At 71.8% G+C, this 15,142-nt stretch carries 13 protein-coding genes; 4 read left to right on the plus strand and 9 right to left on the minus strand.

Annotation, left to right across the window (positions count from 1 at the left end; translation table 11 throughout):
• Positions 1–6 precede the first annotated feature (6 nt).
• Together EV567_RS20805 and EV567_RS20810 are read right to left on the minus strand one after the other, a co-directional pair.
• The gene (locus EV567_RS20805; protein WP_130442274.1) at positions 7–1,230 is read right to left on the minus strand and encodes an Ig-like domain-containing protein; all 1,224 of its coding nucleotides are present in this window, start codon (positions 1,228–1,230) and stop codon (positions 7–9) included.
• A gap of 158 nt (positions 1,231–1,388) precedes the next feature.
• Positions 1,389–2,459, minus strand: coding sequence for a P1 family peptidase (locus EV567_RS20810; RefSeq protein ID WP_130442276.1), 1,071 nt, complete (start codon positions 2,457–2,459; stop codon positions 1,389–1,391).
• A gap of 238 nt (positions 2,460–2,697) precedes the next feature.
• Between EV567_RS20810 and EV567_RS20815 the strand changes: the two genes are divergently transcribed.
• Entirely contained in the window at positions 2,698–2,883 is a 186-nt protein-coding gene (locus EV567_RS20815; RefSeq protein ID WP_130442278.1) for a hypothetical protein, read from the plus strand.
• Positions 2,884–2,962: 79 nt separating this feature from the next.
• Here the strand turns inward: EV567_RS20815 and mscL are convergent, their stop codons facing one another.
• From mscL to EV567_RS20850, 6 genes are all read right to left on the minus strand, one after another.
• On the minus strand, positions 2,963–3,442 hold the full coding sequence (gene mscL / locus EV567_RS20820) for a large conductance mechanosensitive channel protein MscL (protein ID WP_130442280.1): 480 nt from the start codon (positions 3,440–3,442) through the stop codon (positions 2,963–2,965).
• Positions 3,443–3,580: 138 nt separating this feature from the next.
• A complete protein-coding gene (locus EV567_RS20825) occupies positions 3,581–4,054 on the minus strand; it encodes a hypothetical protein (protein ID WP_407071608.1) in 474 nt (157 codons plus the stop codon).
• A 364-nt stretch (positions 4,055–4,418) separates the two neighbouring features.
• Positions 4,419–5,252, minus strand: coding sequence for an S-methyl-5'-thioadenosine phosphorylase (locus EV567_RS20830; protein WP_130442284.1), 834 nt, complete (start codon positions 5,250–5,252; stop codon positions 4,419–4,421).
• Positions 5,253–5,446: 194 nt separating this feature from the next.
• A complete protein-coding gene (locus tag EV567_RS20835; RefSeq protein ID WP_130442286.1) occupies positions 5,447–5,770 on the minus strand; it encodes an FmdB family zinc ribbon protein in 324 nt (107 codons plus the stop codon).
• 67 nt (positions 5,771–5,837) lie between these two features.
• The gene (locus tag EV567_RS20840) at positions 5,838–7,130 is read right to left on the minus strand and encodes an MFS transporter (protein ID WP_130442288.1); all 1,293 of its coding nucleotides are present in this window, start codon (positions 7,128–7,130) and stop codon (positions 5,838–5,840) included.
• A 275-nt stretch (positions 7,131–7,405) separates the two neighbouring features.
• Positions 7,406–8,995 (minus strand): potassium/proton antiporter, encoded by a 1,590-nt coding sequence (locus EV567_RS20850; RefSeq protein WP_242620933.1) that lies wholly within the window; start codon positions 8,993–8,995, stop codon positions 7,406–7,408.
• A gap of 210 nt (positions 8,996–9,205) precedes the next feature.
• Here EV567_RS20850 and EV567_RS20855 point away from each other — a divergent pair, with 210 nt between their 5' ends.
• On the plus strand, positions 9,206–12,022 hold the full coding sequence (locus tag EV567_RS20855; RefSeq protein ID WP_130442290.1) for a penicillin acylase family protein: 2,817 nt from the start codon (positions 9,206–9,208) through the stop codon (positions 12,020–12,022).
• 96 nt (positions 12,023–12,118) lie between these two features.
• On the opposite strand, the gene EV567_RS20860 is transcribed toward EV567_RS20855, so the two are convergent.
• Entirely contained in the window at positions 12,119–12,733 is a 615-nt protein-coding gene (locus EV567_RS20860; protein ID WP_130442292.1) for a 5-formyltetrahydrofolate cyclo-ligase, read from the minus strand.
• Between the two features lie 98 nt (positions 12,734–12,831).
• Between EV567_RS20860 and galU the strand changes: the two genes are divergently transcribed.
• On the plus strand, positions 12,832–13,734 hold the full coding sequence (gene galU, locus EV567_RS20865) for a UTP--glucose-1-phosphate uridylyltransferase GalU (RefSeq protein ID WP_130442294.1): 903 nt from the start codon (positions 12,832–12,834) through the stop codon (positions 13,732–13,734).
• A 4-nt stretch (positions 13,735–13,738) separates the two neighbouring features.
• On the plus strand, positions 13,739–15,061 hold the full coding sequence (gene glp / locus EV567_RS20870) for a gephyrin-like molybdotransferase Glp (protein WP_130442296.1): 1,323 nt from the start codon (positions 13,739–13,741) through the stop codon (positions 15,059–15,061).
• Positions 15,062–15,142: the final 81 nt, after the last annotated feature.

Raw genomic sequence — 15,142 nt, forward strand, 5'->3', positions numbered from 1 at the left:
GCCGTGTCAGACCGCGCTGCCGGCCGTCCACTCGCTCCACTCCATGTTCCAGCCGTTCAGCCCGTTGTCCGGGGCCACCGGCTTGTCGGGGGAGTTCTCGACGATCAGCACGTCCCCGACGATCGAGTTGTCGTAGAACCACTTGGCGGGCGTGTCGCCCTGCGCGCCCCGCACGTCCCGCAGCCCCACGCAGCCGTGGCTGGTGCCCACCCGGCCGAACGGCGGCTCACCCTTGTACCAGTAGTTCCCGTGGACGAACGTGCCCGACGTGGTCAGCCGCATCGCGTGCGGCACGTCCGGGATGTCGTAGGCGTTGGCGAGGTCGACCGTCCTGCTGTCCATGTGGAGCTGAGTGAACTTCTCCGAGATCACCATCTGCCCGTTGTACGTGGTGAACTCCGCGCTGCCCGTCGACACCGGCACCGACTTCAGCGTCTTCCCGTCCCGCACGACCGTCATCGTCTGCGTGTTCACGTCCACCGTGGACACCTGGGAACGCCCGACGGTGAAGCTGACCGTCTTCTTCTGCACCCCGCGGACGCCGTTCGCGCCCTGCACCCCGTCCAGGTCGATCTTCATCGTGACCTTGGAGCCGGCCTTCCAGTACTCCTGCGGCCGGAAGTCGAGCCGCCGCGACCCGAACCAGTGCCCGACCACCTTCTGCCCGCTGCTGGAGGTCACCGTGATGTGGGACTGCACGGCCTTCTTGTCGGTGATCGTCTTGTCGAACGTGAACGACACCGGCATCCCCACGCCGACCGTCGACCCGCCGTCCGGCGTGTACGTCCCGATGAAGCTGCCGGCCGCGGTGACCGTGGTGAAGGACGAACCGGCATTCACCGTCCGGCCGTTCGCGTCCTTCGCGGTCGCCGCTATCTCGTACTCCGTCCCCCGCTCCAGCTGCTCCTTCGGCTTCCAGCTCCTGCCGTCGGCCGACAGCGAACCCTCGACCGCCTTCCCCGACCCCGCCACCGTCATCTTCACGGCGGTGAGTTCCCCGCCGCTCACCGTCACCCCCGTCGAGTTGATCGACGCGCCCGTCGAGCCGTCCGCGGCCGAGATGGCTATCTTCGCGGTCGCCGTCCTGGCGGAGTCCTTGCCGCCCTTGCCCCCTGCGCCGTCGTTGTCGGCCTTGGCGCTGCCACCGCAGGCGGTGAGGGTCAGGGCGCCGACCACGAGGGCGGCACACGCCCCCAGTACGCGCCGCGCTGCTATGTCCGGCGTTGTCACGGGCTGCTCCAGCTTCATGCGATGTGCGAGATCCGCTCCCTTACGCGGGAGTAGAGGACCCCGGCGTACGACGGGGTTCCCCGCCGGACGCCGTTGACGCCGTCGCGTGACAGAACCGGGACAATCACCTTTCGCGCAGGGCGCGTTGGGCGGATCCGTCAGCCGTCGTGGCCGTTGTTGCCCTCGTCGCCGCCGTACAGCTCCGTGTACGACGGCCACGCCCCACCCGCTCCCTCCACCGGTTCCGCTGCCCGCACCGCCCGCACGATCGCGCGCGTCACCATGTCCGCGCCCGCCGCGAGCAGCTCGTTCAACGCGAGCGGATCCCCGGCGGCGGACGGGCCCCCCGCGGTGAGCGGACGCGCGCCCGTCGCCAGCGTGAACACGGTGTCCCCGTCGTTGAGCAGATGCACCGGCCGCACCGCCCGCGCGATGCCGTCGTGCGCCGTACCCGCCAGCTTCTGCGCCTGCGCCTTCGTCAGGTCCGCGTCGGTGGCGACCACGGCCAGCGTCGTGTTCAGCGGCGGCGGAGCGTTGCGCGCCGCCGACTCGGCCAGACGCCGGCGCGCCGCGTCCCGCACACCGTCCCGCGGATACTCCACCCGCCCCTGGAACAACTCCCCGTACAACACCCCCGTCTCCGGATCCAGCACCGAGCCCACCGCGTTGGCCACCACCAGCGCGGCCACCGTGATCCCCGAGCCGAGCACCACGCTCGCGCTGCCGACCCCGCCCTTCAACGGTCCGACCACCGCACCGGTCCCCGCGCCGACGCAGCCCTGCGGCACCGGCTCGCCCGGCCCGGTCGCCGCGGCCGCCTCCACCGCCGCCCGGCCGGCGGCCGCGTCCGGACGGGCCCGGAAGTCGCCGCCGCGCCCCAGGTCGAAGACACAGGCGGCGGGCACCACCGGCACCACGTGGGTGGGCTCCGGACCGACGGACACCCCGCGCCCCCGCTCCTCCAGCCAGGCCATCACCCCGGACGCCGCGTCGAGCCCGTAGGCGCTGCCGCCGGTCAGGACGACCGCCTCCACCCGCTGCACCAGGTTGCGCGGATCCAGGGCGTCGGTCTCCTTCGTGCCCGGACCACCGCCGCGCACGTCCACGGCCGCCACGGCCCCGCCCTCCGGCGCGAGGACGACCGTCACACCGGTGAGCCAACCCTCGCCGGCCCGCGTGGCATGGCCCACCCGCACACCGGCGACATCCGTCAGAGCGTCAACTGTCATGCCGGCCAGTCTCGCGCGTCCCCCTCCGCCGGCGGTGGTACGCACGCCGCCGCAACTGTGGCGGGCGGCTGGGGCTGGGGACGCGGTTGCCGTTGCCACTCCGGCTGCGGGAGCGGCTTCGGCTCCCCCTGTGGCTCCGGGCGGGGCTCCGGATCGTGCCGCGGCTGCGACCTCGGCTCCCGCTTCGGCCGGTCGACGACGGCACGGCCGGTCCGGTGCCGGGCCGTACCCTGGACCTATGACCACCCCCTCGGCCCCCGAACCGCGCGAGCAGCCCAAGCCCGCGCTGATCTTCGACGACCCGCTGGACCAGCAGTCCTCGGACGACACGGACCGCGGGTGGGGTGAGCGCCCGGGCGCCGGCGGCGACAGTGCGGCCGACCTCAGGCGCTTCCTCGACGAGAAGCCGCCCCACCACCTCTGAACAGGCGCCGGCGCGGCCGGACGCGAGGCGACGCCGTCCAGGGCCGCCGCCGCACCCCCGGGGCCGCCGCCCCGCCGGTTCAGCGCCCGCCGTAACCGGGGCCCTGCTGCCCGCCATGCTGCTGCTGGGCGACCAGCGCGTCGCGGATCTCCTTGAGGACCTCCAGCTCGGTCACCTCGATGACCTCGTGGGTGCTCTCCTTCGCCTTCCTGCGGGCTTCCATCCGCGCCAGGTACTTGGCCATGGGCAGCACCATCAGGAAGTAGACCACCGCCGCGGTGATCACGAAGCTGAGCGTCGCTCCGAGGACCGAGCCCCAGAGGATCTGGATGCCCTCCTCGCCCTGGCAGCTCGCGCTCAGGCACGAGCTGTAGTGGTCCAGGTTCTGGGTGCCGATCGCGCCGACCAGCGGGTTGATGATGCCCTTCACCACCGAGTTGACGATGTTCGTGAAGGCCGCGCCGATCACCACCGCGACAGCCAGATCCACGACGTTCCCACGCATCAGGAAGGCCTTGAAGCCCTGCAGGACGCTCGGCTCCTTCTTGTTCTCGCTCACCTCGGGGACACTCCTCGTCTGCACAGGTCGTGGAACGAACAGCTCCGCAACCTACGTCAGGGCGAGGCGGGCGTGTCCAGCCCGGGGCGGCCGGCGAGGCCTCCGACACCGAACCGCGCACAAAACGCACCACAAGCTTCACCACAGCGTCACCGCCAGCCGCGCCGTCGCGCTCGCGCCCGCCAGGCGCACCGCCGTGGTCCGCGGCACCGACAGCACGACGAGCGCACCGTCGTCGGCCGGCCCCTCCAGGAGTTCCGGCACCTTCGTCACCCGCGCCCGGCGGGCCACCACCCGGGCCCGGCCGCCTCCCGCAGTCTCCTCGGCGGCGATGACGTCGACCCGGTCGCCGGGCCGCAGCAGCCGTACTGTCGCCGCGTCGGAGATCCGCACCGGCGCCGCCACCGTCTCGGGGGGAGGCGGACGGCGTACCGGTTCGCCGGTCGGCGCGAGGGCGCCGGTGCTCGGGCTGTCGTCGGGATGCCCGCGGGCCCCGTCCGCGTCACCCGGCCCCGCCGCCACCAGCGCGGCCGCGGTGACCGCCAGTCCCAGCGCCAGGGCCCGCCTGCGGCCGCGCGCCAGCCGGCGCGCCTGATACCGCCCACCGCGCACCCGCACGGGAGGGAACTGCGGCACCCCGCACGGCGCGGGAGCCTCCGGACCCGGCGGAAGCGCGCCGGGGGCGGACGGAGACGCGCACGGGGATGCGTTCGGAGTTTCGGACACAGGGAGAGAAGGAGCGAAGAACACGGGATCACCACCAGCGACGAGGAATCGGCCTGCGAGACCACGATCGGCCATCGCACCGCCGCCCGCCGAAGCCCGTGGACGACCGAAGGGTTGTGGACAACTCCCACACCCGAACGGTGACTTCCGCTTCCGTACCCTGTGCGCCGGCCCCCGCACCCCGTGCGGTAACTTCCCGCACCCCGAGCGCCAGCCCCCGCACCCCGTGCGAGAACCCCGCACGGACGACCTACGGCAGCTCGAACCCCGGATCCATCCCGCCCAGCGCCGTCGTGCACAGACAGTCCCGCTCGCCGTCGGCCGGCAGCGCCGCCACCGCGTCGAACAGCACGCCACGCAGCCGGTCCACGTTCGCCGCGAACACCTGGAGGACCTCCTCGTGCGAGACCCCCTCGCCGCTCTCCGCGCCCGCGTCCAGGTCGGTGACCAGGTTCAACGACGTGTAGCACAGCTCCAGTTCACGGGCGAGCGCCGCTTCGGGGTGGCCCGTCATGCCGACCACCGACCAGCCCTGCGCCTGGTGCCACAGCGATTCGGCGCGGGTCGAGAAGCGCGGTCCCTCGATCACGACGAGCGTCCCGCCGTCCACCGGCTCCCACTCCCGGCCGCGCGCGGCCTTCAGCGCCGCCGCGCGCCCGGCGGGGCAGTAGGGGTCTGCCAGCGACACGTGCACCACGTTCGGGATCGCGCCGCCCGGCAGTGGCAGCCCGTCGAAGTAGGTTCCCGCCCGGGACTTCGTGCGGTCGACCAACTGGTCCGGCACGAGCAGCGTGCCGGGCCCGTACTCGGGGCGCAGACCGCCCACGGCGCACGGCCCGAGGATCTGGCGCGCGCCGACCGAGCGCAGTGCCCACAGGTTCGCCCGGTAGTTGATCCGGTGGGGCGGCAGATGGTGGCCGCGTCCGTGCCGGGGCAGGAAGGCGACCCGCCGGCCGGCGATCTCGCCGAGGAAGAGGGAGTCGCTGGGCGGCCCGTAGGGGGTGTCCACCTGAATCTCGGTCACGTCGTCCAGGAACGAGTAGAAACCCGAACCGCCGATGACGCCGATCTCTGCGTTCGCCATGACCAGCACACTAGCCGGAATCGAACACCGGCCGTCCCCGCTCCGGGGACCGACCTGTCAGCCGACGTCCCCCGCTCCGGGGCCAGACCTGTCAGCCGACGTCCCCGCCCCGGCCTCACCGTCTCGGCGGACGCCGAAGACCCCGTCGTCGTGTCGTACGACGACAGGGTCCTGGAAGCGGGCTGTGCGGGTCCTCAGGCGGCGGAGGAGCCGGCGGACGTGCTCGCGCCGGACGGCTTCGAGTCCGAGGACGTCGACGCCGAGGACGACGACGAGGAGGACGAAGACGAGTCCGAGGACGTCGACGACTTGGACGACGCCGGGGAGCTGCTCGACGAGGAGCCGCGGCTGTCGTTGCGGTAGAAGCCGGAGCCCTTGAAGACGATGCCGACGGCGGAGAACACCTTCTTGAGGCGGCCACCGCAGCTCGGGCACTCGGTCAGAGCGTCGTCGGTGAACTTCTGCACCGCCTCGAGGCCCTCGCCGCACTCGGTGCACTGGTACTGGTAGGTCGGCACTGTCTTCCTCCTGGCACTCTCACTCGATGAGTGCTAACGACGATCCATAGTGACGCATTCCCGGGGATCAGTCCACTGTCACCGGCACGCGGTGACCCACGCCACGTGCGACCGTACGCTCGCGCGGACTCCCCACCAGCCGTGACCGCAGCGCCAGCAGCACCGCGAGGGCCAGCAGCGTGCCGCCCAGCGGCACCAGGAACCCGGCGCCCGTGCGGAGTCGGTCCTCCAGCTGGCCGGCGACCGTGACCGCCGCCGCCTGGCCCAGTGCCACCGCACCGGTCAGCCAGGTGAACGCCTCGGTGCGGGCCCCGGCCGGCACCAGGCCGTCGACCAGTGTGTAGCCGGTGATCAGCGCGGGAGCGATACACATGCCGACCAGGAGGCCGAGGCCGGCCAGCACGAGCACCGAGTGCGCGGCCCACAGGCCGGAGGCCGTCAGCGCCAGCGCCGCGTACGCGACGACGAGGCGGTGCTGCGGGGCGGCCTTCCAGGCGATGGCGCCGCAGACCAGGCCGGAGAGCATGTTGCCGGCGGCGAACGTGCCGTACAGGATGCCGTTCAGGCCGGGCTCGCCGATCGACTCGGAGTACGCGGCCAGCGACACCTGCATGCCGCCGAAGACGGACCCGATCCCCAGGAAGGTCACGATCAGCACGCGCACGCCGGGGACGCTCAGGGCGGAGGCGTGCTGCACGCGCGCGTGGCCGCCGTCGGCGACGGACGGCTGGGTGCTCTTCTGCGCGGCGAACAGCAGTCCGCCCACCAGGGTCAGCGAGGCCTCGGTGACCAGGCCGGCGGCCGGGTTCACGGCGGTGCACAGCGCGGTGGCCAGCAGCGGGCCGACGACGAAGGTCAGCTCGTCCGTGACGGACTCGAAGGCCGCCGCGGTGCTCATCAGGGGCGAGCCCTTCAGCTTCACGCCCCAGCGGGCCCGCACCATGGGCCCGACCTGCGGGACCGACGCGCCGGTGGGCACGGCCGCCGCGAACAGCGCCCACAGGGGCGCGTCGGCCAGGGCCAGCGCCGTGAGCGTCAGGGCGGCCACGGCGTGCAGGATCACCCCGGGGACGAGGACCGCGCGCTGGCCGTGGCGGTCGGCGAGGCGTCCGCTGTAGGGCGCGAAGAGGGCCATGGAGACGCCGGTGACGGCCGCGGCGGCGCCGGCGGCGCCGTAGGAGCCGGTGGTGTGCTGCACGAGCAGCACGATGGACAGGGTGAGCATCGCGAAGGGCTGGCGCGCCGCGAAGCCCGGCAGCAGGAACGTCCATGCGCCGCGGGTGCGCAGCAGTGACCCGTATCCGGGGCGGGGGGCGGCCGACGAGTCCTTCGACGGCTCGGAGGTGACCGTGGATGCCACGGCCCGTGCCTTTCTGCCGCCTGGTAGCGCGACCCGGTGGAGCTGCGGGGCGCCGAGAGCTGTCCTCTTGCGCGTACGCGGTAGATACCGGCGCTCACTGCGGAGGGCGTCCCGGCCGCCATACGGTCGCGCCAGCTCTGCGTCAGGCAGAGTTGGTTCGATCAAGGTGCGCCTTCATGATACAGGGATCACGCGCCGTAAGGCCTGTGAAAGTGAGCACCCTGACCGCCCCCGCCTTTCGATCCGGAGCGGTGTGAACGTGCTGAAACCGGCCGTTAACGCCTGCCTCGCGCGTCCCGTCCGTCACCTTCCGCGCCCCCGTCGGTGCCCAGCCAGCCGGCCAGCTTGCCGCCGCGGCCCACGGCGCGCAGCCGGCGCTCGGCGGCGTCCCGGACCGGGTCGGTGGCCACGACGAGGAGTTCGTCGCCGCGCCGCAGGACCGTCGTCGGCAGCGGCACGAACGACGTCCCGTCGCGCACGACGAGGGTGACGGCGGCCCCCGAGGGCAGCCGCAGCTCGTGCACCTCGACGCCGTGCATCTTGGAGCCCTCGGGGATGGCGACGGACAGCAGATGGCCGCGCAGCCGCTCCAGGGGCGCCGACTCGACGCCGAGGTCGGCGGCCTCGGCGCCCTGGCCGAGGCGCAGCTTGCGGGCCAGCCAGGGCAGCGTCGGCCCCTGCACCAGGGTGTAGACGACGACCAGCACGAAGACGATGTTGAAGATGCGCCGGCTGGCCTCCACGCCCTGCACCATCGGGATCGTCGCCAGGATGATGGGCACCGCGCCGCGCAGTCCCGCCCAGGACATCAGCGCCTGCTCCTGCCAGGGCACCCGGAACGGCGTCAGACAGGCCACGACGCCGAGCGGGCGGGCCACCATGGTCAGCACCAGGCCGATGACGAGCGCGGGCACCACGTCGTCGCCCAGCTCGTGCGGCGTGACCAGCAGGCCGAGCAGGACGAACATGCCGATCTGGGCGATCCAGCCGAGCCCGTCGGCGAACCCGCGCGTGGCCGGCCAGTGCGGCAGCTTGGCGTTGCCCATGACCATCGCGGCGAGGTAGACGGCGAGGAAGCCACTGCCGTGCGCGATGGCGCCCGCCGCGTAGGCCACGACGGCGATGGCCATGACGGCGATCGGGTAGAGGCCGGAGGCGGGCAGGGCGACGTGTCGCAGTCCCCAGGAGCCCAGGAAGCCCACCGCTATGCCGATGGCGGCGCCGATGGCCAGCTCAAGGAGTATCTCGCCGATCAGCATGTACCAGTGTTCGACGGGCCCCGCGGTGGAGAAGGCGACGACCAGGATGACCACGGGTGCGTCGTTGAAGCCGGACTCGGCCTCCATCGTGCCCGTCACGCGCGCGGGGAGGGGGATCCTGCGCAGCACGGAGAACACCGCCGCCGCGTCGGTCGAGGACACCACCGCCCCGATGATGAGCGCCTGCCGCCACTCCAGCCCCACCAGGTAGTGCGCGCCCGCCGCCGTCACCCCGACGCTCACCGCGACGCCGCCCAGGGCCAGCGCGGTGGCGGCCGGAAGAGCGGGTCTGATCTCGTTCCACTTCGTGCCGAGGCCGCCCTCGGCCAGGATCACGACCAGGGCCGCGTAGCCGATGACCTGGGTGAGCTCGGCGTTGTCGAAGTGGATGTCGCCGATGCCGTCCTGGCCCATGAGGACGCCGATGCCCAGGTACACGAGCAGGCTGGGGAGCCCGCTGCGCGAGGAGATCCGGACCGCTGCGACGGCGACGAGCAGGACGAGCGAGCAGACGAGCAGGAGCTGGTTGAGGTGGTGGACAGTCAGCGGCGGTTCCCTTTCCTGGCGCACGCGACGCGCGCGCGGGTGCACACGTACATCGGACACGAGGGCGATGTGCCGCGCGTCCAACTACTTCATTACCTTACCTAACTCTTGACGATTTCTTGACGTTCGCTCGGGCAGGATCGAACGTCCTTCCGGGCTGGTTGCCGACTCCGCGTCAAGTGCCGCGGACCCCTGCGCCTATGGTTGCTCCAGCGCTCATTCAAAAGGACAGCCCGCCCTGCCGCTCGCGTTAGGACAGCAAGGACAGCGATGCCCCCCAACACCACCGCCACAACGGGTGACAAGCCCGGCAAGTCCGGCAGGAAGAAGGGGCGCAAAGCCCGTCTTATCGTGCTTGTACTGGTGCTGGCCATCATCGGCGGCATCGCCTACGGCGCCTACTGGTCGATCAGCACCGTGCGGGCCTCCTTCCCGCAGACGGAGGGGTCGGCCACGCTGGAGGGCCTGTCCGGCCCGGTCGACGTGAAGCGCGACGGCTACGGCATCCCGCAGATCTACGCCTCCTCCGACCAGGACCTGTTCATGGCGCAGGGCTACGTCCAGGCGCAGGACCGCTTCTACGAGATGGACGTCCGCCGGCACATGACCTCCGGGCGCCTGTCGGAGATGTTCGGCAAGAGCCAGGTGGACAACGACGAGTTCCTGCGCACCCTGGGATGGGACCGCGTCGCCAAGAAGGAGTACGACACCAAGCTGTCGGCGGCCACCAAGAAGTACCTCCAGGCGTATGCCAAGGGTGTCAACGCGTACCTGAAGGGCAAGGACGGCGAGGACATCTCGCTGGAGTATGCCGCCCTCGGGTTCACCAACGACTACAAGCCCGCGGAGTGGACGCCCGTCGACTCCCTCGCCTGGCTGAAGGCGATGGCCTGGGACCTGCGCGGCAACATGCAGGACGAGATCGACCGCGCCCTGATGACCAGCCGCCTCGGCCCCCAGCAGATCGCGGACCTGTACCCGGGCTACCCCTACGACCGCAACCAGGCGATCGTCCAGGAGGGCGGGTACGACGAGTCGACCGGGGCGTTCGAAAAGGACGGCGGATCGTCCAGCGGCTCCAGCGACTCGAGCGGCTCCGGCACCTCGTCGAGCGGCTCCAGCGGCACCGGATCGGGCGGCAGCGGTTCAGGCATCGGTTCAGGCGCCGGCACCGAGAGCTCCGCGCTGCAGAGCCAGCTCGGCGGCCTGTACGGCGTGCTCGACGACCTGCCCACCGCCGTCGGCGTGAACGGCAACGGCATCGGCTCCAACTCCTGGGTCGTCGCCGGGTCGCACACCATCACCGGCAAGCCCCTGCTCGCCAACGACCCGCACCTGTCGGCCTCGCTGCCCTCCGTCTGGTACCAGATGGGCCTGCACTGCCGCGCCGTCTCCAGCACCTGCCAGTACGACGTCTCGGGTTACACCTTCGCCGGAATGCCCGGTGTGGTCATCGGGCACAACCAGAAGATCAGCTGGGGCATGACCAACTCCGGGGTCGACGTCACCGACCTCTACCTGGAGAAGCTCACCGGCGACGGTTACCTCTACGACGGCAAGGTGAAGCCGTTCACCACGCGCGAGGAGACCATCCAGGTCGCCGGCGGCGCAGGCAAGAAGATCGTCGTCCGGCAGACCGCCGACGGCATGCCCCTGCTGTCCGACCGCAGCAACGAACTGGTGAAGGTCGGCCAGAAGGCCGGCGTCGACACCCAGGCGCCCGACCGCGGGGACGGCTACGCCGTCGCCCTGAAGTGGACCGCTCTGGAGCCGGGCACCTCCATGGACGCCGTGTTCGCCATGAACAAGGCGGCCGGATGGGACGACTTCCGCGCCGCGGCCAAGCTCTTCGACGTCCCCTCGCAGAACCTGGTCTACGCGGACACCGACAACCACATCGGCTACCAGCTGCCCGGGAAGATCCCCACGCGCGCGAAGAACCACAAGGGTTCGGTCCCCGCTCCGGGCTGGGACCCGAAGTACCGGTGGACGGGCTACATCGACTTCGACAAGCTGCCCTACGAGTTCGACCCCGAGCGCGGCTACATCGTCACCGCCAACCAGGCCGTCGTCGATCAGGACAAGTACCCCTACACGCTCACCACGGACTGGGGCTACGGCACCCGCAGCCAGCGCATCAGCGATCTGATCAAGCAGAAGATCGAGGGCGGCGGCAAGGTCTCCACCGACGACATGCGCCAGATGCAGACGGACAGCGACAGCCAGATCGCCCGGCTGCTCGTGCCCACCCTGCTCAAGCTGAACCTCAAGGACGCGGACGTCCGCCAGGCGCAGGACCTGCTCCAGGGCTGGGACTACACCCAGGACGCCGACTCGGCCGCCGCGGCCTACTTCAACGCGGTCTGGCGCAACATCCTGAAACTGGCCTTCGGCAACAAGCTGCCCAAGGAACTGCGCGTCGAGGGACAGTGCCTGTGGGTCGACCCGGTCAACAACACCGGGCCCGTCGACGCCACCGGCAAGGTCCGCGAGTGCGGCCAGCGCGACCCCGACCAGGCCCAGCCGGACGGCGGCGACCGCTGGTTCGAGGTCGTGCGCAACCTGATGGACAAGCCCGGCAGCGACTGGTGGACGACCCCCGAGAACGGCAGGCGCCCCGGCGCCGACCACAACCGCGACAAGCTGTTCGAGCGCGCCATGATCGACGCGCGCTGGGAGCTGACCGCCAAGCTCGGCAAGGACGTCGACACCTGGAGCTGGGGCCGGCTGCACCGCCTGTTCCTGGAGAACCAGACCCTCGGCACCAGCGGCCCCGGCTTCCTGCGGTACGTGCTCAACCGCGGCCCGTGGGAGCTCAGCGGCGGCGAGGCCGCGGTCAACGCGGCGGGCTGGAACGCCGCAGGCGGCTACGACGTCGTATGGGTGCCGTCGATGCGGATGGTGGTCAACCTCGCCGACCTCGACAAGTCGAAGTGGATCAACCTCACCGGCGCCTCCGGGCACGCCTTCAGCGCCCACTACACCGACCAGACGGGCAAGTGGGCCAAGGGCGAACTGCTCGACTGGGCCTACTCGGCGAAGGCCGTCGACGGCAGCACGAGCGACACCCTCGTCCTCAAGCCCTGACGCGGTCCCGGTCCGAGGGCATCTGAGAGGGGCGCTCCACGCACGCACGCGTGGAGCGCCCCTTTCGCGTTCCCGCCCGCGACGGCGGTCCCCCGCTCAGGTGAAGCGGCGTACCCCGGACGGCGTCACCACGGCGTGCACCGGCGCGTCGTGCGGCTCCTCGGGAACCCGCGCGACGACCTCGCCGTCGTACAGCAGCACCACCAGCGAGGGACGGGCACCGGCCCGCTCCAGGCGGGCCAGGACACGGTCGTATGAGCCCCCGCCGCGCCCGAGCCGCATCCCCCGCCCGTCGACCGCGAGGCCCGGCAGCAGCACCACGTCGGCGTCCGTGACGGCGTCACGGCCGAGATGCTCGCCCGAGGGCTCGAACAGGGCCATCCTGCCGCCGTGCCGCACACGTGTGAGGGAGCCCTCACCGTCGTACGCGCCCCAGTCGAGGTCGTCGTCGGGCAACAGCACCGGCAGAAGCACGCGCACGCCCCGCGCGCGCAGGGCGTCCAGCAGGGCGAGCGTCCCCGGCTCGGAGCCCACCGAGACGTACGCGGCGACCGTGCCGGCCCGGGCCAGCTCCGGCAGGTCCAGGGCGCGCCGGGCCAGCGCCCCGGCCGCCTCCCGCAGGCCGTCCGCCGTCAGCGTGCTCCTCGTCGCGAGGAGCTCCCGCCGCAACCTACGCTTGTCGGACTCCGGACCGCCGGTGGCCTGCCCCATGTGTCACTCCCGCCTCAACCTCTACGAATGCGCTCATATGAGCATGAACCAGCCGGGGGTGCGGTTTCCCGTCCAGGGCACCGGATATGGTGGCCGGCATGACTCAGTCGCACCCCAGGATCAGCAAGGCTGTCATCCCCGCAGCCGGCCTCGGCACACGGTTCCTGCCGGCGACCAAGGCCACTCCCAAGGAGATGCTGCCGGTCGTCGACAAGCCCGCGATCCAGTACGTGGTCGAGGAGGCCGTCACCGCCGGCCTCGACGACGTCCTCATGGTCACAGGCCGCAACAAGCGGCCCCTGGAGGACCACTTCGACCGCAACTACGAACTCGAGTCCGCGCTGTCGAAGAAGGGCGACGCCCACCGGCTCGCCAAGGTCCAGGAGTCCAGCGACCTGGCGACCATGCACTACGTGCGACAGGGCGACCCCAAGGGTCTCGGCCACGCGGTGCTGTGCGCCGCGCCGCACGTCGGCCAGGAGCCGTTCGCCGTCCTCCTGGGCGACGACCTGATCGACCCGCGCGACCCGCTGCTCCAGCGGATGATCGAGGTCCAGGAGCGGCACGGCGGCAGCGTCATCGCGCTCATGGAGGTCGAGCCCGAGCAGGTCCACCTCTACGGCTGCGCCGCCGTCGAGCACACCGCCGACGGCGACGTCGTCAAGGTGAGCGGCCTCGTGGAGAAGCCGGAACCGGCCGACGCCCCCTCCAACTACGCGATCATCGGCCGTTACGTCCTCGACCCCGCCGTGTTCGGCGTGCTGCGCGAGACCGAGCCGGGCCGCGGCGGCGAGATCCAGCTCACCGACGCCCTCCAGCAGCTCGCCCAGGACGAGAAGATCGGCGGCCCCGTGCACGGCGTCGTCTTCAAGGGCCGCCGCTATGACACCGGAGACCGCAGCGACTACCTCCGGGCGATTGTCCGACTCGCGTGCGAACGTGAAGACCTGGGCCCGGACTTCCGGACCTGGCTTCGCAGTTACGTCACGGAGGAGATGTAGCCACTTGAGCACCGCCGCGCCCCGCGCCACCGGTCAGGACCGCCTCTGGTCGGTGGACGAGCACCTGGACGACGTCCTCGCCACGGTCCGCCCTCTGGAACCGATCGAGCTGCAACTGCCCGACGCCCAGGGCTGCGTCCTGGTCGACGACGTCACGGTCCCGGTGTCGCTGCCGCCGTTCGACAACAGTTCGATGGACGGGTACGCGGTGCGGGTCGCGGACGTCGAGGGCGCGAGCGAGGAGTTCCCCGCCGTCCTGGAGGTCGTCGGGGACATCGCGGCGGGGCAGCCCGGCCTGCTGCACGTGGGCCCCGGGCAGGCCGCCCGGATCATGACCGGCGCGCCGCTGCCGCACGGCGCGGAGACCGTCGTCCCCGTCGAATGGACCGACGGCGGGCTCGGCGAGGGACCGGTCGACTCGATGCGGGCCCGCGCTCTCGCCCCCGAGCAGGCCGAGGGGCACGTACGCGTGTACCGGCCCGCGGGAGCACGCGCGCACGTGCGCGCCAAGGGCAGCGACGCGAAGGCCGGCGACCGCGCCCTGGACGCCGGCACCGTCCTCGGCCCGGCGCAGATCGCCCTGCTCGCCGCGATCGGCCGCGGCACAGTCCGGGTGCGTCCACGCCCGCGCGTGGTCGTCATGTCCACCGGCAGCGAACTCGTCCAGCCCGGCGAGGAGTTGGGCAAGGGCCAGATCTACGACTCCAACAGCTTCGCCCTCACCGCGGCCGCCCGGGACGCCGGCGCGATCGCCTACCGCGTGGGCGCGGTCGCCGACGACGCCGAGACCCTCCGCTCGACCGTCGAGGACCAGCTGGTGCGCGCCGACCTCGTCGTCACCACGGGCGGCGTGAGCGTCGGGGCGTACGACGTCGTCAAGGAGGCCCTGTCGTACGTCGGGGACGAGGACCAGGGGGGCGGCGGGGTCGAGTTCCGCAGACTCGCCATGCAGCCCGGCAAGCCCCAGGGGTTCGGCGCCATCGGCCCCGACCACATCCCGCTGCTGGCCCTGCCCGGCAACCCGGTGTCGTCGTACGTCTCGTTCGAACTGTTCGTACGGCCCGCGATCCGCACCATGATGGGCCTCAAGGACGTCCACCGGCCCACCACGCGCGCGAGGCTCGTCGCCGACGAGGCGCTCACCTCGCCCCGGGGGCGCCGTCAGTTCCTGCGGGCCACCCACGCCGAGGGGACCGTGCGCCCGGTCGGCGGCGCCGGTTCGCACCTGGTCGCCGCCCTCGCCCACGCCGACGCGCTGATCGTCGTCCCCGAGGGCGTGGAGTCGGTCGAGCCGGGAGCCGAGGTAGAGGTGGTCCTGCTCGGCTGAGCAGGCCTCGTTGCGGGTAGCGTGTCGCGCACGAGGAGGACCGCGCGGCGCAGCGTGCCGGGCCCGGACCGGGAGTGCGAC

The sequence above is a fragment of the Streptomyces sp. BK239 genome (assembly GCF_004217285.1).
Lineage (GTDB): Bacteria > Actinomycetota > Actinomycetes > Streptomycetales > Streptomycetaceae > Streptomyces.